This is a genomic window from Pseudomonas frigoris, assembly GCF_047758635.1.
Taxonomy (GTDB): Bacteria; Pseudomonadota; Gammaproteobacteria; order Pseudomonadales; family Pseudomonadaceae; genus Aquipseudomonas; species Aquipseudomonas frigoris.
On sequence record NZ_CP180479.1, the window covers coordinates 2,515,208 to 2,530,646 of the forward strand.

20 protein-coding genes are annotated in these 15,439 nt (G+C 59.2%); 9 read left to right on the top strand and 11 right to left on the bottom strand.

From position 1 onward, the window contains the following. Nucleotides 1-5: 5 nt before the first annotated feature. Both serS and cysG read left to right on the top strand, forming a co-directional pair. Complete coding sequence (gene serS / locus ACMXYH_RS11375) at nucleotides 6-1,286, top strand: serine--tRNA ligase (RefSeq protein WP_415767108.1); 1,281 nt, start codon at nucleotides 6-8, stop codon at nucleotides 1,284-1,286. After that, nucleotides 1,287-2,681, top strand: a complete 1,395-nt coding sequence (gene cysG, locus ACMXYH_RS11380) for a siroheme synthase CysG (protein ID WP_415767109.1) — start codon at nucleotides 1,287-1,289, stop codon at nucleotides 2,679-2,681. A gap of 100 nt (nucleotides 2,682-2,781) precedes the next feature. Here cysG and ACMXYH_RS11385 read toward each other — a convergent pair whose 3' ends face one another. The 9 genes from ACMXYH_RS11385 to ACMXYH_RS11425 all read right to left on the bottom strand — a co-directional run bounded on the left by ACMXYH_RS11385 (nucleotide 2,782) and on the right by ACMXYH_RS11425 (nucleotide 7,820). Then, the gene (locus ACMXYH_RS11385; RefSeq protein ID WP_415767110.1) at nucleotides 2,782-3,783 is read right to left on the bottom strand and encodes a glutathione S-transferase family protein; all 1,002 of its coding nucleotides are present in this window, start codon (nucleotides 3,781-3,783) and stop codon (nucleotides 2,782-2,784) included. A 90-nt stretch (nucleotides 3,784-3,873) separates the two neighbouring features. Beyond that, complete coding sequence (locus tag ACMXYH_RS11390; RefSeq protein WP_415767111.1) at nucleotides 3,874-4,875, bottom strand: glycosyl transferase family protein; 1,002 nt, start codon at nucleotides 4,873-4,875, stop codon at nucleotides 3,874-3,876. Then, nucleotides 4,872-5,207, bottom strand: coding sequence for a TusE/DsrC/DsvC family sulfur relay protein (locus ACMXYH_RS11395; RefSeq protein ID WP_129436893.1), 336 nt, complete (start codon nucleotides 5,205-5,207; stop codon nucleotides 4,872-4,874). Before ACMXYH_RS11395 ends, ACMXYH_RS11390 begins: the two co-directional genes overlap by 4 nt. Beyond that, nucleotides 5,204-5,497 carry a sulfurtransferase complex subunit TusB gene (gene tusB / locus ACMXYH_RS11400; protein WP_129436892.1) on the bottom strand — a complete coding sequence of 98 codons (294 nt, stop codon included), beginning with the start codon at nucleotides 5,495-5,497 and terminating at the stop codon, nucleotides 5,204-5,206. The genes ACMXYH_RS11395 and tusB overlap by 4 nt, the downstream gene beginning before the upstream one ends. After that, nucleotides 5,497-5,859, bottom strand: coding sequence for a sulfurtransferase complex subunit TusC (gene tusC, locus ACMXYH_RS11405; protein WP_415767112.1), 363 nt, complete (start codon nucleotides 5,857-5,859; stop codon nucleotides 5,497-5,499). Before tusC ends, tusB begins: the two co-directional genes overlap by 1 nt. 1 nt (nucleotide 5,860) lies before the next feature. Beyond that, nucleotides 5,861-6,253 (bottom strand): sulfurtransferase complex subunit TusD, encoded by a 393-nt coding sequence (gene tusD / locus ACMXYH_RS11410; RefSeq protein WP_129436890.1) that lies wholly within the window; start codon nucleotides 6,251-6,253, stop codon nucleotides 5,861-5,863. Between the two features lie 228 nt (nucleotides 6,254-6,481). After that, nucleotides 6,482-7,186: a YoaK family protein gene (locus tag ACMXYH_RS11415; RefSeq protein ID WP_008154827.1), complete on the bottom strand. Its 705-nt coding sequence runs from the start codon at nucleotides 7,184-7,186 to the stop codon at nucleotides 6,482-6,484. A gap of 35 nt (nucleotides 7,187-7,221) precedes the next feature. After that, entirely contained in the window at nucleotides 7,222-7,551 is a 330-nt protein-coding gene (locus ACMXYH_RS11420; RefSeq protein WP_134422612.1) for a DUF6388 family protein, read from the bottom strand. 20 nt (nucleotides 7,552-7,571) lie between these two features. Next, the gene (locus ACMXYH_RS11425) at nucleotides 7,572-7,820 is read right to left on the bottom strand and encodes a hypothetical protein (RefSeq protein ID WP_008154823.1); all 249 of its coding nucleotides are present in this window, start codon (nucleotides 7,818-7,820) and stop codon (nucleotides 7,572-7,574) included. A gap of 160 nt (nucleotides 7,821-7,980) precedes the next feature. On the opposite strand from ACMXYH_RS11425, the gene ACMXYH_RS11430 reads away from it, so the two are divergent. Both ACMXYH_RS11430 and ACMXYH_RS11435 read left to right on the top strand, forming a co-directional pair. Then, nucleotides 7,981-8,331, top strand: coding sequence for a hypothetical protein (locus tag ACMXYH_RS11430; RefSeq protein WP_415767113.1), 351 nt, complete (start codon nucleotides 7,981-7,983; stop codon nucleotides 8,329-8,331). Between the two features lie 301 nt (nucleotides 8,332-8,632). Continuing rightward, the gene (locus ACMXYH_RS11435; RefSeq protein WP_415765780.1) at nucleotides 8,633-9,628 is read left to right on the top strand and encodes an IS110 family transposase; all 996 of its coding nucleotides are present in this window, start codon (nucleotides 8,633-8,635) and stop codon (nucleotides 9,626-9,628) included. Nucleotides 9,629-9,712: 84 nt separating this feature from the next. Here ACMXYH_RS11435 and ACMXYH_RS11440 read toward each other — a convergent pair whose 3' ends face one another. Further along, nucleotides 9,713-10,141, bottom strand: coding sequence for a GNAT family N-acetyltransferase (locus tag ACMXYH_RS11440; protein ID WP_129436885.1), 429 nt, complete (start codon nucleotides 10,139-10,141; stop codon nucleotides 9,713-9,715). Nucleotides 10,142-10,294: 153 nt separating this feature from the next. On the opposite strand from ACMXYH_RS11440, the gene ACMXYH_RS11445 reads away from it, so the two are divergent. From ACMXYH_RS11445 to ACMXYH_RS11460, 4 genes are all read left to right on the top strand, one after another. Continuing rightward, nucleotides 10,295-10,732, top strand: coding sequence for a hemerythrin domain-containing protein (locus tag ACMXYH_RS11445; RefSeq protein WP_134422604.1), 438 nt, complete (start codon nucleotides 10,295-10,297; stop codon nucleotides 10,730-10,732). Between the two features lie 61 nt (nucleotides 10,733-10,793). After that, on the top strand, nucleotides 10,794-11,387 hold the full coding sequence (locus ACMXYH_RS11450) for an NUDIX domain-containing protein (RefSeq protein ID WP_415767114.1): 594 nt from the start codon (nucleotides 10,794-10,796) through the stop codon (nucleotides 11,385-11,387). A 124-nt stretch (nucleotides 11,388-11,511) separates the two neighbouring features. Next, nucleotides 11,512-12,051: a YbhB/YbcL family Raf kinase inhibitor-like protein gene (locus ACMXYH_RS11455; RefSeq protein ID WP_129436882.1), complete on the top strand. Its 540-nt coding sequence runs from the start codon at nucleotides 11,512-11,514 to the stop codon at nucleotides 12,049-12,051. A gap of 5 nt (nucleotides 12,052-12,056) precedes the next feature. Then, nucleotides 12,057-12,875 (top strand): helix-turn-helix transcriptional regulator, encoded by an 819-nt coding sequence (locus ACMXYH_RS11460; protein ID WP_129445049.1) that lies wholly within the window; start codon nucleotides 12,057-12,059, stop codon nucleotides 12,873-12,875. A gap of 13 nt (nucleotides 12,876-12,888) precedes the next feature. Here the strand turns inward: ACMXYH_RS11460 and ACMXYH_RS11465 are convergent, their stop codons facing one another. After that, the gene (locus tag ACMXYH_RS11465) at nucleotides 12,889-13,404 is read right to left on the bottom strand and encodes a methylated-DNA--[protein]-cysteine S-methyltransferase (protein ID WP_415767115.1); all 516 of its coding nucleotides are present in this window, start codon (nucleotides 13,402-13,404) and stop codon (nucleotides 12,889-12,891) included. A gap of 149 nt (nucleotides 13,405-13,553) precedes the next feature. Between ACMXYH_RS11465 and ggt the strand changes: the two genes are divergently transcribed. After that, complete coding sequence (gene ggt, locus ACMXYH_RS11470) at nucleotides 13,554-15,281, top strand: gamma-glutamyltransferase (RefSeq protein WP_415767116.1); 1,728 nt, start codon at nucleotides 13,554-13,556, stop codon at nucleotides 15,279-15,281. Nucleotides 15,282-15,439: the final 158 nt, after the last annotated feature.

Sequence of the window (15,439 nt, forward strand, 5' to 3'; positions counted from 1 at the left end):
CCGACATGCTCGATTCCAAACTGTTACGTAGCAACCTTCAGGACGTAGCGGACCGCCTGGCATCCCGTGGCTACACGCTGGATGTTGCGCGCATCGAAGCGCTGGAAGAACAGCGCAAGACCGTCCAGACCCGCACCGAAGCACTGCAGGCAGACCGTAATGCGCGCTCCAAATCCATCGGCCAGGCCAAGCAGCGTGGCGAAGACATCGCGCCGCTGATGGCCGACGTCGAGCGCATGGCGAACGAGTTGAGCGACGGTAAAGTCGAGCTGGACGGGATTCAGACCGATCTGGATTCGATCCTGCTCGGCATCCCGAACCTGCCGCACGAGTCCGTGCCGATCGGTGATGACGAAGACGGCAACGTCGAAGTGCGCCGCTGGGGCACCCCGACCGCGTTCGATTTCCCGGTTCAGGATCACGTCGCCCTGGGCGAGAAGTTCGGTTGGCTCGACTTCGAAACCGCCGCCAAGCTGTCCGGTGCCCGTTTCGCCCTGTTGCGTGGTCCGATTGCTCGTATGCACCGCGCCTTGGCGCAGTTCATGATCAACCTGCACACCAGCGAACACGGCTACGAAGAGGCGTACACGCCTTATCTGGTTCAAGCGCCGGCGCTGCAAGGCACGGGTCAGCTGCCGAAGTTCGAAGAAGACCTGTTCAAGATTGCTCGCGAAGGCGAAGCCGATCTGTACCTGATCCCGACCGCTGAAGTGTCGCTGACCAACATCGTCGCTGGCGAAATCGTCGATTCGAAACTGTTGCCGATCAAGTTCGTCGCCCACACCCCTTGCTTCCGCAGTGAGGCTGGTGCTTCGGGTCGCGATACACGCGGCATGATCCGTCAGCACCAGTTCGACAAGGTTGAAATGGTCCAGATCGTTGAGCCGTCGACCTCGATGGAAGCGCTGGAAGGCTTGACTGCCAATGCTGAAAAAGTCCTGCAATTGCTCGAGCTGCCCTATCGCACCATTGCGCTGTGCACTGGCGACATGGGCTTCAGCGCGGTCAAGACCTACGACCTGGAAGTGTGGATCCCGAGCCAGGACAAATACCGCGAGATTTCGTCGTGCTCCAACTGCGGCGACTTCCAGGCCCGTCGCATGCAAGCGCGTTTCCGCAACCCGGAAACCGGCAAGCCTGAACTGGTTCACACCTTGAACGGTTCCGGCCTGGCGGTCGGTCGTACCCTGGTGGCGGTGCTGGAAAACTACCAGCAAGCCGACGGTTCGATCCGAGTGCCAGACGTGCTGAAACCGTACATGGGTGGCCTTGAGGTCATCGGCTAAATGGACTATCTGCCGCTGTTCCATAACCTTCGCGGCAGTCGTGTCTTGGTCGTCGGCGGGGGGGAGATTGCCTTGCGCAAATCCCGCCTGCTGGCCGAATCCGGTGCGCTGCTGCGGGTGGTCGCACCTGAAATCGAACCGCAACTGCGCGAACTGGTTGCCGGTAGTGGTGGTGAGTGTCTGGTGCAAGGCTACGTTGAGTCGGACCTGGACGGTTGCGGGCTGATCATCGCTGCCACCGACGACGAACCGCTGAACGCGCAAGTCTCCGCTGATGCCCATCGGCGTTGCGTGCCGGTCAACGTGGTGGACGCGCCAGCCTTGTGCAGCGTGATCTTCCCTGCGATCGTCGACCGTTCTCCTTTGATCGTAGCGGTCTCCAGCGGCGGCGATGCGCCGGTGCTGGCGCGGTTGATCCGCGCCAAACTGGAAACCTGGATTCCTTCCACCTACGGTCAACTGGCCGGCCTGGCAGCGCGTTTTCGCAGCCAGGTCAAACACCTGTTCCCGGATGTGCAGCAGCGTCGGGCGTTCTGGGAAGATGTGTTCCAGGGCCCGATTGCCGACCGGCAACTGGCCGGGCAGGGCGCCGAAGCCGAGCGCTTGATGCTGGCGAAAATTGCCGGTGAAGCACCGAATGCAACGGGCGAAGTCTATTTGGTGGGCGCCGGCCCGGGTGATCCCGACCTGCTGACCTTCCGTGCGTTGCGTCTGATGCAGCAAGCCGATGTGGTGCTGTATGACCGCTTGGTGGCGCCGGCGATTCTGGATTTGTGCCGTCGCGATGCCGAGCGGATTTACGTCGGCAAGCGTCGCGCCGATCACGCCGTGCCGCAGGATCAGATCAACCAGCAATTGGTGGATTTGGCCAAGCAAGGCAAGCGGGTTGTGCGGTTGAAGGGCGGTGATCCGTTCATCTTCGGTCGCGGCGGTGAAGAGATCGAAGAACTGGCGGCCCATGGCATCCCGTTCCAGGTGGTGCCGGGTATCACCGCGGCCAGCGGTTGCGCGGCGTATGCCGGGATTCCGCTGACTCACCGCGATTACGCGCAGTCGGTGCGTTTTGTCACCGGACACCTCAAGGACGGTTCTACCGATTTGCCGTGGGCCGACCTGGTTGCGCCGGCGCAAACCCTGGTGTTTTACATGGGGTTGGTGGGCTTGCCGATCATCTGCGAGCAATTGATCAAGCATGGTCGCGCGGCGGATACGCCAGCGGCGTTGATCCAGCAGGGCACCACCGTTAATCAGCGGGTGTTTACCGGCACGTTGGCGGATTTGCCAAGTCTGGTGGCGGAGCATGAAGTGCATGCGCCGACGCTGGTGATCGTTGGGGAAGTGGTGCAGTTGCGCGAGAAACTGGCGTGGTTTGAAGGGGCTCAGGCGCAGGTCTGAGTTCTGCGTTGCTTGTTGGAAAAAGATCGCAGCCTTCGGCAGCTCCTACAGGGGATCGCGTAATCCTGTAGGAGCTGCCGAAGGCTGCGATCTTTTGATCTTAATGCTTCTGCCAAACCCCTTTCCCGCTCAACCGCTCGCGATCATGCGGTGCTGTGAAATCCTGCGCCGGCCCTTTAGGCACGATCCCGGTCGGATTGATGGTCTTGTGGCTGCCATAGTAGTGATTCTTGATGTGCTCAAAATCCACCGTCTCGGCAATCCCCGGCCACTGATAAATCTCCCGCAGCCAGTTCGACAGGTTCGGATAATCGGCGATCCGCCGCAGGTTGCACTTGAAGTGCCCGTGATACACGGCATCAAAGCGAATCAACGTGGTGAACAGCCGAATATCAGCTTCAGTCAGGTATTCGCCGGTCAGATAACGATTGGCGGCCAACAACTGTTCCAGTCGATCAAGCTCCTCGAACAATCCTTCGAACGCCTCTTCATACGCCTGCTGCGACGTGGCAAACCCTGCGCGATACACGCCATTGTTCACCGCCGGATAAATCCGTTCGTTCAGCGCGTCGATCTCGCCCCGAAGCGGCGCCGGGTAGAAATCCAGGTCATTACCCGTCAAATCATCGAAGGCGCCATTGAACATGCGGATGATCTCCGCCGATTCATTGTTGACGATGCGATTGTGCTGTTTGTCCCAGAGCACCGGCACCGTGACGCGGCCGGTGTAGTCGGCGGTATCGGCGGTGTAGCGCTGGTGCATGAAATTGAAATGATCGAGCTTGTCCCCGGTCGATCCGAGGTTCTGGTCGAAGGTCCAGCCGTTTTCCAGCATCAACCAACTGACCACCGAGACGTCGATGAGGCTTTCGAGGCCTTTGAGTTTGCGCAGGATCAGCGTGCGGTGAGCCCATGGACAGGCGAGGGACACGTAGAGGTGATAACGACCGGCCTCGGCCGCAAAGCCTCCGACACCTGTCGGGCCGGGTTTGCCGTCGGCGGTCAGCCAGTTACGACGCTGCGCCTGTTCACGCTGGAACGCGCCGTCCTTGCCGCTTTCGTACCACTGGTCATGCCAGCGACCTTCAACTAACAAACCCATGTTCAAGACTCCTCAGCCAATAAGCGTTGGAGAGGAGTCTATTCGCATAGGTTCGATAAAAAAGCGCAAAGGTTGGGCGCTTATGATCGGTTAAATCGATTTGTCCCGAGCGTCCCAATACTGCTGGGCGGTTTCGAAGGCGTGTTCGCGGGTTTGGCCGAGGCCGCGCAAGGCCAGGGCCATGGTCGAGATCAGTGCCATTTGCGGATAGCTGTCGACTACGTCGCCACGCCACACGGCTTTCAAATGCTCGGGATCGAGGGTGGCCGGTTTGACGTGGCGTTGTGCCGAAAGCTGCGGCCATTCCTCGTCCCAGCTTTCACCACCCGTGGTGCCATACAGGTGACTGTCGGCGTCCGGGTTGATCTCGATTTCGCCGCCGTCGCCTTTCACCACGATCGCGGTATCGCCGAGCAAACCGCTGGCATCGCGATGCACCGCCTGGTAACCGGGGTGGAAAATGCTTTGCAGGCCACAGCGAGCACCCAACGGGTTGAGAATCCGCGTCAGGGAATGGATTGGCGAACGCAGGCCCAATGTATTGCGCAGCTCGATCATGCGCTGAAGCTGGGGCGCCCAATCCACCAGCGGCATGAAGGCCAGACCGCCGTTATCGAGCGCCTCGCCGACCTGCTGCCAGTCGCGGCACAACGGAATCTTCAACTCGTCCAGCAATTGCTCGCTGTACAGCCGACCGGACGTGTGTGCACCACCGCCGTGCATGAAGATCCGCACGCCGTTCTGCGCCAGGCACTTGGCCGCCAGCAGATACCACGGCAGGTGACGCTTCTTGCCGGCATACGTCGGCCAGTCCAGATCGACGGCCAGTGCCGGCGGATTCAGACGTTCGCGCAAAGCTTCGGTAAAACCCGCCATCTCCTCAGCGCTTTCTTCCTTGTGCCGCAACAACATCAGGAATGCGCCGAGCTGGGTGTCTTCGACTTTGTGGTCGAGCACCATGCCCATGGCTTCACGGGCTTCCTCACGGGTCAAGTCGCGGGCGCCGCGTTTGCCTTTGCCGAGGATGCGCACGAACTGGGCGAACGGGTGTTCGGCGGGTGTTTCGAGGGTCAGCGCTGGGTAGTCGGTCATAAGCAATTCGTCGGTTTGGGCAGGCCCGCCAGTTTCGCGGCGAGTTTGGCAGGGGTGCCTTTGAACAGTCGGTTCAGGTGCAGGCTGTTGCCCTTGTCCGGGCCCAGCTTCAGCGCGGTGTATTTGATCAGCGGACGAGTGGCCGGCGACAACTGGAATTCGGCATAGAAACTGCGCAGCAGTTCGAGGATTTCCCAGTGTTCGGGGCTCAACTCGATGTCTTCGGCGGCGGCCAGGGCGCTGGCCACGTCGGAGGACCAGTCGCTCAGTTCGACCAGGAAACCGTCCTTGTCCAACTCGATGGCGCGTGCGCCGACCGTAAGGGAGTTCATAGCCAACTGTTGACCTTGTCGTAATGAATCGACAGCTCGACAAAGGCCGGGTAATCGATGGCCTTGGCCGTGTCAGGAATCTCCAGCGCGCGAGCCTGGGCGTCTTCGGCCAATACGAACAGTTTCAGATTGCGGGCGTTCAGCGCATTGAAAGGCGCGGTGCCTGGTTGCAGCGCATAGGCCGCGTCGCCAGTCAGCAGCAGCGCATCGTCAGCGCCCATCAAGCGCAGGCAACTGGTCAGGCGATCGTCGCCGAACGGGGAATGAGACAACACATGCAAAGTCGACATCAGAGGGTGATCACTTGGTCGTAACGGTCAATAAGTGCGGTGATTTCGTGGGCGGCCAGCACTTGAGCTTCTTCCAGCGACAAGCCGGCCGGGTCCAGGCCCCGTTCCGCAACGCTGTCGCCACAGACGAACAGGTCTTCGATACCGAACATCGGCAAGGCTTGCAGATTGGCGCTCAGGTCCTTCTGCTGGAGGGCCTTGGCATTCTGTTTCGCGGCGAGCTGGAACACCCCGTCATCGAGAAACAGCAGGCCGATCGGCAGATCAAAGGCACCGCCGGCCAGCACGATGTCCAGCGCTTCCCGCGCACTCGGCCCGGACCAGGGCGCCTGACGGCTGATAATCAGCAAGGATTTAGGCATCTCACGCGCCTCCGAAACAGATCAGGCGGTCAGCGTCCTGCACCGCGTCATGCAACTGGCCCAGACCAGATAATTCCCACGGCGAACCCACCGCCACGGCTTCACGCTGATAGCGCCCGGCTTCTTCTTCGTTCAGCACGCCACGACGCAGGGCGGCCGCGATACACACGACGCCGTCCAGTTGATGCTCGGTGACGAAATTGCGCCATTGCTTGGGCAAGTCCTGCTCATCCTGCGGCGTGACCACGCTTGCGGAGGCGTTGTAGACGCCGTCCTGATAGAAAAACAGCCGGACAATCTCATGCCCGCCGGCCAGCGCAGCCTGAGCAAACAATAAGGCGCGGCGCGAGGAGGGCGCATGGGCGGCGGAAAACAGCGCGATGGCGAACTTCATGACGGACTCGATGAGTAAAACTGCGGCCATGATAAAGCTTTATCGCCGGGGCGGCTAAATGGGTTTTCCCTTGGGACCGAGTCGCCCCCTTCGCGAGCAAGTCGAATCGTCGCACCGCCGCTCCCACACTAGATTTGTGTCGATCATAAAATTGCGATCCGCCGCAGCTTCCCTGTGGGAGCGGGCTTGCTCGCGAAAGCGGACTACCGGGCAACGTAAATGTTGGATCTAACGTGGCATATAACCCAACTGCCAGCGCCGCGGAATTTTCAGCGACAGCAGCCCGACCGCGCCGGCCAGCAGACCGCTGACAAACAACGCCTTGAGCCCCAGATGATGTTCCAGCACGGCGCCGAGTACCGCGCCGGCAAACATTCCCGTCCAGGGGATCAGTTGCACGCGCCAACCGTTGCGCCGTTCGCCAAGCATCCAGCGTCCCAGCCCACGGCCAAAGCGCGACAAGGCACCAGTGACGTAAGTCAGGCCGACCGGCAGGCCGTTCACTTCTTCCACGGCGGCATTGAGCATGCCCATGGCGATGATCGCCGCCAGTAGTGCTGGCAATTGTTCGTCGTAGGGCCAGGCAGCGGCGCCGCAGAGCAGCGTGGCGATGCACAGCAGCAAGGGCAGCGCGCGGCGACCGCCGAGGCGGCTGACGACAATCCCCAAGGCGTTGCCGACGATGAAGGTGCCGACGAGGATCACCAGGCGCAAGGTCAGGCCCAGGTCGCCGTCGCTGATGGCGACGGCGAGGCGGGTGGTGTTGCCGCTCATGAACGAGACGAAATCGCCGCTGGCCATGAAGCCGATGGCGTCGGTCATGCCCGCGAGCACCGAGAGGCTGGCCACCAGCGACATGCCGATGCGTCCGCGCCATTTGCGGGTATGCAGATGGCCTGGACTGGCGCGGTCAGTGGAGAGGGATGGCAACATCAGCGAAGGTCGTCCTCAGGCAGCGACCGAAATGGTCACTTACTCAATCCATATAACTCGCAATACTCCAGCCAGTCCATGCCGGCCATCTCGGCCACTTCCTTGTGCACTTCCAGGCGCTGTGCCTGATAGTCCTCGGCCGTCGCGGCAGTCAGTTGCAGCGTCAGCTCCCAGGCAAACAATCCCAGGCGCTCGGCCTCGGCTTCGAAGGCTTCATGCAAGCGCTCGTCGCGGTACTGCGCCGCGGTCTCGCCCTTGGCCTGAGCCAACAGTGGGTTGAGGTTGTCGAGTTCGACGCGCAGTTCAGGGCGCTCATCGAGAAACTTCTTCAGCGCTTGCTCGTGTTGCTGTTCGGTTGCCGCCATGGTCGCTCCTTGAGGCTGGATTACGAAGACTGCTTCTTGCTGGCCTTGGCCGCTGCTGCCAGGCATTCGAGGGCAAACTGCTCGGGGTAGGTCATTTGAATCGGCGTGGTTTCGCCTTTGACGGTTCTTTCACCGTCGAGGATGTAACGGATCCGCTTGTCGGTGACGCCAATTCGCTTGGCAATCCAGGACGGCGTCTGACCGATCTGGCTGATCAGCTTGTCGGCATATTCAGCGGTCGGTTTGTAATATTCGGCGTTGGGTGTCATGACCTTTCCAGAAAATAAGCCCGGAAAACGGGCGATGCGGGGTTAATGGCGCGACAGGGTGCGCGAATCGTCACTCGGTGTCGCGGTATAAATGAAGTAAAGCAGAACGATACGCCGTGCCGCGGTGATACAGTCCGCTTTTTCTTGATGAGCGAACGCAATGCGAATTCTGATGGTGGCGCTGGCCGTAACGTTGCTGGCCGGTTGCGCGGGTTCGGTGATGAATGACGCCCGTACTGGAACCCCGTACAAATCCCTGACGTCGGACAAACCGGAAAAAGTCGTCGCCCAGTGTGTGCAGTTTTCCTGGCAGGATGAGGCGGTGTTCGGTATCGATGCTGGCGCGTATTTGCAGCCTGGGGAGAAGGGCGGCACTACCGTTTACACGCGCTCGGCGGAGTCTTTTGTGGACGTGAAGACTGACGCATCCGCCACCGTGCTGAATTATTACGCGCAGCATGACGACTTTGTCGCCAAGCGCCGACTGGCGGCGTTGGCGACCTGCCTGTAAGCAAGATCAAAAGATCGCAGCCTGCGGCAGCTCCTTGTATGTTGACCTTGATTCCAACGAGAGAGGTTACGCTCAAGGATTCATACAACAGCAAGTGCGTTTCTGGGGGAGGCCGATCGCTCCTGAAGGCAGGATTTGCTCCTGACCTTGTCTGTAGAGAGGCCCCCCCGCCTCATTGCCCACCACGAAGAGTATCGAGAAGCCGACAAGTCGGACTTCGCATTACAAGGTTGCAGTGGCATGAAGTTCGAGGTCGGGGGAACCAGGAGCAATCTTACCGAAAGTCAGGGAAGTGAAAAGCATGAATACTCATGTCGGCATAGACATTGGTGCGCGCACGTCTGTCATGGGATGGCGGCAGAGCGGTAGAACATCAGGCCAGTGGGATATTCAGCACACGCCCAAAGGACGTAAGGCTGCCGTGACAAAAATGTTGGGTCTCAAACCGCTGAGCGTGGTCATGGAGGCCACCGGCATTTACTACCTGGATCTTGCATTGGAGTTGCACGCCGCCGGCCTGCCGGTCTCGGTGATCAACCCCAAAAGCTTCCACAATTTTGCAAAATTGATGCTGCAAAACAGCAAAACTGACCAGATAGACGCTCAATTGCTGGCTGAATATGGCGAGCGCATGACTCCCAGGCTTTGGGTTGCGCCTACTGCCGATCAAATGACGCTGCGTGCGATTGGCCGCCATATCAATCGGCTGATTGGTCATCGAACACGAGCCAAAAACGAATTACACGCGCTACAAGCGACAGAAACGAGTGTGGAGCTGCTGATCGAGGATGAGAAAGAGGCGATTGCAGGGCTGGACACACGGATTGATCGCTTGAAGAAAGCCGCACGTGATGCCATCGCCAAATGCCCGGATCTGAGTTTGCAGTTTCGCTGCATGATGGCGGCCCCCGGCGTTGGAGAAGCCTCAGCCATCGCCGCACTGGCTGAGCTGACGACCCTTCCGGTAACGCTTAAATCGGCGCAGGTAAGCCGCTATGCAGGCCTGGATGTCAGGTTGACCCAGTCAGGCACCAGCGTGAACCGACCAGGGCGAATGTCCAAATGCGGTAATGCTTACTTGCGCGCAGCGATGTTCATGCCGGCGATGACGGCAATTCGTTGTGATGAGAATGTGAAGGCCTTCTACGAGGCTCTGGTAGCGCGCGGCAAGAAGAAAATGCAGGCCATCGGTGCGGTCATGCGCAAATACCTAACCGGGTTATGGGCATGCATGCGCTCCGGAGAAGAATTTAATACGGCCAAGCTTTTTAGCGAAAAACATCTCGCGAAAGCTTGACCGTGAACAGAGTATCTACAGGGTGTGTACGCCGGCCCATTGTAGGAGTTGCCGCAGGCTGCGATCTTTTGGCGGTACCAGCGATCAAACGTTTGTCAGGCGCTTCTGAAAAAAGAAGCGCTTGTGGCCTGGCGGGTAGTCAGCGATCTGGCCTAACTCGCTGTAGCCGAGCTTCTTGTAGAACTCTGGCGCCTGGAAGTCGAAGGTGTCGAGCCAGATTCCGATGCATTCCTTCTCCCGCGCCAGCTCTTCGGCCATCTGCATCAATTTCGAGCCCATGCCCTGTCCCCGGGCCTGTTCTGGCACCGACAGCAACTCGATGTACAACCATTGATAAAAAAACCGACCATACAGGCCGCCGAGAATCTCGTCCTGTTCGTCGCGGATCAGCAAGGCAATGGGCTCCTGCGTCGAGACACCGGCCTTTGAGGCGTTATAGGCACGCAACGGCAGGACGATCGCCTGCTCCTCGTCTTCGGTGGGGTTTTGCGACTGTTCGATTCGCAGTTCCATCAGCTAAATCCTTATGGCTATGAGGGGACAACACCCGTAAGCCTAACGTGTGCGCTGGCGGTTGTTCCAGCCCCTTGAGTGGAACCCTTGCTCGCGCCCGGATGTCTAGCCTAAACAGCGTCATTCCTGAACGCGGCCTATGAGGACAATTCCGTGAATATTTTCGAAGCCTTACGCGAAAGCCACGACCGCCAACGCACGTACGCCGATGCGCTGATCCAGACCAGCGGTGACACCCCCGAGCGGGTCGAGGCTTACAAGCAGCTCAAGTCCGAACTTCAGGCCCACGAAACCGCTGAAGAGCGCCATTTCTACATCCCGCTGATGGAGTTCGATAACGGCGTCGACCTCAGCCGCCATGCCATTTCGGAACATCACGAGATGGACGAAATGATGGAGGAACTGGACGAGACCGAGATGTCCAGCCCGGCCTGGCTGGCGGTCGCGAAGAAGCTCGCCGAGAAGGTCAATCACCACCTGGAAGAGGAAGAGCAGAAGTTCTTCCAGATGGCCGGCAAGTTGCTCGACGACAAACAGAAAGAGACGCTGGCGGGTCAGTATGAGAAGGAATACAAGGCTCAACTGTCTTAGCGCCAGGCTTTCGTTTTCGCCTAAGATGTGCGCCTTCTGACGAAAAAAGGGATGCATTGTCATGTCGAACACAGCCGAGCGGGTCAACCTCATCGAGTCTCAGGTGTTGTCCCACGACTGGTACCTGCTCAAGAAAATCACCTTCGATTACTTGCGCAACAACGGCGAATGGCAACGCCAGACCCGCGAGGTCTATGACCGTGGCAACGGCGCGGCGATTCTGCTGTTCAACCGCGAAAAGAAAACCGTGGTGTTGACCCGGCAATTCAGGTTGCCGGTGTTCGTCAATGGCCACGATGGTCTGCTGATCGAAGTGGCGGCGGGGCTGCTCGAAGGTGCGGCGCCTGAAGAGCGCATCCGCGAAGAAGCCGAGGAAGAAACCGGTTATCGCGTGCACCATGTGCACAAGGTGTTCGAGGCCTACATGAGCCCCGGTTCGGTGACTGAAAAACTGCATTTCTTCATCGCCGAATACGATGCCGCTTCCAAGGTCAGTGATGGCGGCGGACTGGAGGAGGAGACCGAGGAGCTGGAAGTGCTGGAATGGAAATTCGACGACGCACTTGAGGCGTTTTATCGCGGGGAGATCTGCGATGCGAAGACCATCATGTTGCTGCAGTATGCGGCGATGAAGGGCATCTTCGGACCGGTTTGAGCAGGCTGAATGGGCATCTGAATCGAGAGAGCGTTTCGGCACACTGGTCGAGCATTTCGGCACAGTAATCAACCTGTGCGCTCTCTAGACTCGTGCTTCACGCCAAGATTCAGATGAGGTCACGATGAACATCAGAACAATCCTATCCGCATTGTCCATGGGAGGCGTCCTCACGGGACACGCTGCCGACTTCTCGCTGACGAGCCAGGATATTGCTGAAAACCGCCCGCTGACCAGTCGCGAGGTGTTCCAGGGTTTCGGTTGCGAAGGGGGTAATACTTCTCCCGAACTGACCTGGGCCAACGCTCCGGCGGGTACTAAAAGTTACGCGATCACGGTCTACGATCCTGATGCGCCGACCGGCAGCGGCTGGTGGCATTGGACGGTGGTCAACTTGCCCGCTTCAACCCGCAGTGTGCCAAGAGGGGTAGGCTCGAACTTGCCTGCCGGTGCAGTACAAGGTCGAACCGATTATGGCCAGCCGGAATTTGGCGGGGCTTGCCCGCCTGTAGGGAATAAGCCCCATCGCTATCAATTCACCGTATGGGCGTTGAAAGTCGATAAGCTACCCCTCGACAACCAGGCCAGCGGCGCTTTGGTGGGTTATATGCTCAATGCCAACGCCTTGGCTAAAGCGACCATCACTTCAACTTACGGACGTTAAGAATGATGCGCCCTTGTGACGGCATACAGCACCGGGAAAACATTATCGATGCGTGTGTCATACGGGCGCGACAGCCCCATACATTGCAACGGGTGCCGGTATTCGTGACCACCTTGTGTCGAGTCAGGCAGGGGGAAAAACTGCTGCAATGGGATGACCGGGAGATGCGTGCAGGGCCGCAACACCTGATTCTGATGCCGGCCGGGCGCGAGCTTGGCATTTCAAACTTCCCCGGCCTTCACGGTCACTACATCGCCGATGCGGTGACCTTTCCCGTTTCGACATTGCGTCACTTCAGCACCCGATATAGCCAGCAGATCATGAGTCGTCGCGGTGCACTGAAGACCGATCTATGCGTCCCTCTGGACAGGCACACAACCCAGGCATGGGATCAATTGTTGGCCTCCATCAATGGGGACGCTCCGCAGGCATTACGCACACATTACGGGGAAGCGGTTCTTCTGAGCCTGTGCCTTGGCGGCCAGGCCGGACCTCTGCTGATGGATCGCAACGATCCACTGTGCGAACGTGTGCAGCAGCTGGTCATGGGCAGCCCGCAGAGAGACTGGACGGTTGCGGACGTCGCACAACACCTGAACCTGGGGGAATCGACGTTGCGTCGCCAACTGGCCAATGAGGGGGACAGTTTCAGGAATATTCTGGAAAGCGTTCGGCTGGCAACGGCGCTGCAATGGTTGCAAACCACGTCTCGCCCCATCGGTGAAATTGCCGGTGCCAGCGGTTACGCCTCGGCCTCACGTTTTGCCGTGCGCTTTCGCTCACACTATGGCCTGTCGCCACGGGAATTGCGGGCGACGATATAGGCGTTCCGTTACATCAAAACGAATCATCCATCCTGCTGGCCCCTGACCACTCGCAGCCCTCTAGTGTCAGCAGCCGCTCCTTCGCCTCAAGCCCACCGGCAAACCCGGTGAGTTTCCCCGAAGCGCCAATCACCCGATGACACGGCGTAACAATCGAAATCGGGTTCTTGCCATTCGCCGCACCCACCGCCCTCACTGCACTGGGATTGCCGATCTGTTGGGCAATCTCGCTATAGCTGCGAGTCTCGCCAAACGGAATGGTCAGCAACGCCGTCCAGACCTTCTTCTGAAATTCCGTCCCGGCAAAATCCAGTTCCAGGTCGAAACGATTGCGCGTGCCCGCAAAGTATTCCCGCAACTGCTGAGCGGTGCGCATCAGGATCGGATTATCCGGCGCCTCGCGCATCGGCCCAAGCGGCACCCGCTCGGGTTTGTCGTTTTCCCAGAGGATAGCTGCCAGTCGTGAGCCGTTCGCGACCAGCTTCAACTCGCCCACCGGAGATGCGAGGGTGATGAAGGTGTAACTCATGCCGGTGGACTCCGTAAAAGTGCTGAGCAGAGGGCAAGCATACTGCCTCGACGGGGAGGCGCAATACGCAATCCCAGCCATACTTGCCTCTGCTCTTGAAGCCTTCCCTCTGTTTTTTACAGAACCTAAAAACAAAAAGAGACCGACTCATGAAGTTCGAACCTTTTGCCAAATCGTTGATTGCGACCTCCTTGGCGCTCAGTTGCCTCAGTGCTTACGCGGCCTCCGTGGCGCCGGTTGCGGCCGAAAACGGCATGGTCGTCACCGCCCAGCATCTGGCCAGTCACGTGGGCGTCGATGTGCTCAAGAACGGCGGCAACGCCGTCGATGCCGCGGTAGCGGTCGGTTATGCGCTGGCGGTGGTTTATCCCGCGGCGGGCAACCTGGGCGGTGGCGGTTTCATGACCATTCAGTTGGCGGACGGGCGCAAGACCTTCCTCGACTTCCGTGAAAAAGCACCGCTGGCCGCCACCGCCGACATGTACCTCGATAAGGAGGGCAACGTCGTCCCTGACCTGAGCACCCGTGGTCACTTGGCCGTTGGCGTGCCGGGTACCGTGTCGGGCATGGAACTGGCGCTGAAGAAATACGGCACCAAACCGCGCAAGGAAGTGATCGCCCCGGCTATCAAGCTCGCCGAAGACGGTTTTGTGCTGGAGCAGGGCGATGTCGAGTTGCTGGAATATGCCACCGACGTGTTCAAGAAGGACATCAAGGATTCCGGCTCGATATTCCTGAGCAACGGCGAGCCGATGCAAGTCGGTCAGAAACTGGTGCAAAAAGACCTCGGCAAGACCCTGCAGGAAATCTCCGAGAAGGGCGCCGACGGCTTCTATAAAGGCTGGGTGGCCGATGCCATCGTCACCGCCAGCCAGGCCAACAAAGGCATCATCACCCAGGCCGACCTCGACAAATACAAGACCCGCGAACTGGCCCCGATCGAATGCGATTACCGCGGCTATCACGTGGTTTCAGCGCCACCGCCAAGCTCTGGCGGTGTGGTGATTTGCGAGATCATGAACATCCTCGACGGCTACCCGATGAAAGACTTGGGTTACCACTCGGCCCAGAGCATGCACTACCAGATCGAAGCGATGCGCCACGCTTATGTGGATCGCAACAGCTACCTGGGCGACCCGGATTTCGTGAAGAACCCAATCGACCATCTGCTGGATAAAAATTACGCCACCAAAATCCGCACCGCCATCGATCCGCAAAAGGCCGGTGTGTCCCGCGAGCTCAAACCCGGCGTAGCGCCCCATGAAGGCAGCAACACCACCCATTACTCCATCGTCGATAAATGGGGCAACGCGGTTTCGGTGACTTACACCCTGAACGACTGGTTCGGCGCCGGCGTCATGGCCAGCAAAACCGGGGTCATCCTCAACGACGAAATGGATGACTTCACCTCGAAAATCGGCGTGCCGAACATGTACGGTCTGGTGCAAGGGGAGGCCAATGCCATCGCACCCGGCAAGGCGCCGCTGTCGTCCATGAGCCCGACCATCGTCACCAAGGACGGTAAAGTGGTAATGGTGGTCGGCACCCCCGGAGGCAGCCGCATCATCACCGCGACCTTGCTGACCATGCTCAACGTGATCGACTACGGGATGAATATCCAGGAAGCGGTCGATGCTCCGCGTTTCCACCAGCAGTGGTTGCCGGAAGAGACCAACCTGGAGACCTTCACTACCAGTCCTGATACGGTGAAGATGCTCGAAAGTTGGGGGCACAAGTTTGCCGGACCACAGGACGCCAACCATGTGGCGGCGATTCTGGTCGGTGCACCGTCGCTGGAAGGCAAACCGGTCGGCAAAAACCGCTTCTATGGGGCGAACGATCCACGTCGTAATACCGGGTTGTCGCTCGGTTATTGAGGCAGATCTGAGGCCATCCCGATCCTTGAGGGTGGCCCCCGATCCCGTAGCAGCTGTCGAGCCTGCGAGGCTGCGTTCGACTGCGTAGCAGTCGTAAATCGGTTGACCGTGTTCATTCAGGTAGAGCACATTCGCTGGATTACGACCGCTTCGCAGTC

Excerpts from the sequence above, each read along its gene's own strand:
- ACMXYH_RS11395 (WP_129436893.1), bottom strand. The coding sequence starts at position 5,207 with ATGAACTCCCTTACGGTCGGCGCACGCGCCATCGAGTTGGACAAGGAC.
- ACMXYH_RS11390 (WP_415767111.1), bottom strand. The coding sequence starts at position 4,875 with ATGACCGACTACCCAGCGCTGACCCTCGAAACACCCGCCGAACACCCG.
- ggt (WP_415767116.1), top strand. The coding sequence starts at position 13,554 with ATGAAGTTCGAACCTTTTGCCAAATCGTTGATTGCGACCTCCTTGGCG.
- serS (WP_415767108.1), top strand. The coding sequence starts at position 6 with ATGCTCGATTCCAAACTGTTACGTAGCAACCTTCAGGACGTAGCGGAC.
- ACMXYH_RS11385 (WP_415767110.1), bottom strand. The coding sequence starts at position 3,783 with ATGGGTTTGTTAGTTGAAGGTCGCTGGCATGACCAGTGGTACGAAAGC.
- ACMXYH_RS11415 (WP_008154827.1), bottom strand. The coding sequence starts at position 7,186 with ATGTTGCCATCCCTCTCCACTGACCGCGCCAGTCCAGGCCATCTGCAT.
- ACMXYH_RS11455 (WP_129436882.1), top strand. The coding sequence starts at position 11,512 with ATGAACATCAGAACAATCCTATCCGCATTGTCCATGGGAGGCGTCCTC.
- ACMXYH_RS11435 (WP_415765780.1), top strand. The coding sequence starts at position 8,633 with ATGAATACTCATGTCGGCATAGACATTGGTGCGCGCACGTCTGTCATG.
- tusB (WP_129436892.1), bottom strand. The coding sequence starts at position 5,497 with ATGTCGACTTTGCATGTGTTGTCTCATTCCCCGTTCGGCGACGATCGC.
- tusC (WP_415767112.1), bottom strand. The coding sequence starts at position 5,859 with ATGCCTAAATCCTTGCTGATTATCAGCCGTCAGGCGCCCTGGTCCGGG.
- ACMXYH_RS11430 (WP_415767113.1), top strand. The coding sequence starts at position 7,981 with ATGCGAATTCTGATGGTGGCGCTGGCCGTAACGTTGCTGGCCGGTTGC.
- cysG (WP_415767109.1), top strand. The coding sequence starts at position 1,287 with ATGGACTATCTGCCGCTGTTCCATAACCTTCGCGGCAGTCGTGTCTTG.
- ACMXYH_RS11420 (WP_134422612.1), bottom strand. The coding sequence starts at position 7,551 with ATGGCGGCAACCGAACAGCAACACGAGCAAGCGCTGAAGAAGTTTCTC.
- ACMXYH_RS11425 (WP_008154823.1), bottom strand. The coding sequence starts at position 7,820 with ATGACACCCAACGCCGAATATTACAAACCGACCGCTGAATATGCCGAC.
- ACMXYH_RS11460 (WP_129445049.1), top strand. The coding sequence starts at position 12,057 with ATGCGCCCTTGTGACGGCATACAGCACCGGGAAAACATTATCGATGCG.
- tusD (WP_129436890.1), bottom strand. The coding sequence starts at position 6,253 with ATGAAGTTCGCCATCGCGCTGTTTTCCGCCGCCCATGCGCCCTCCTCG.
- ACMXYH_RS11450 (WP_415767114.1), top strand. The coding sequence starts at position 10,794 with ATGTCGAACACAGCCGAGCGGGTCAACCTCATCGAGTCTCAGGTGTTG.
- ACMXYH_RS11465 (WP_415767115.1), bottom strand. The coding sequence starts at position 13,404 with ATGAGTTACACCTTCATCACCCTCGCATCTCCGGTGGGCGAGTTGAAG.
- ACMXYH_RS11440 (WP_129436885.1), bottom strand. The coding sequence starts at position 10,141 with ATGGAACTGCGAATCGAACAGTCGCAAAACCCCACCGAAGACGAGGAG.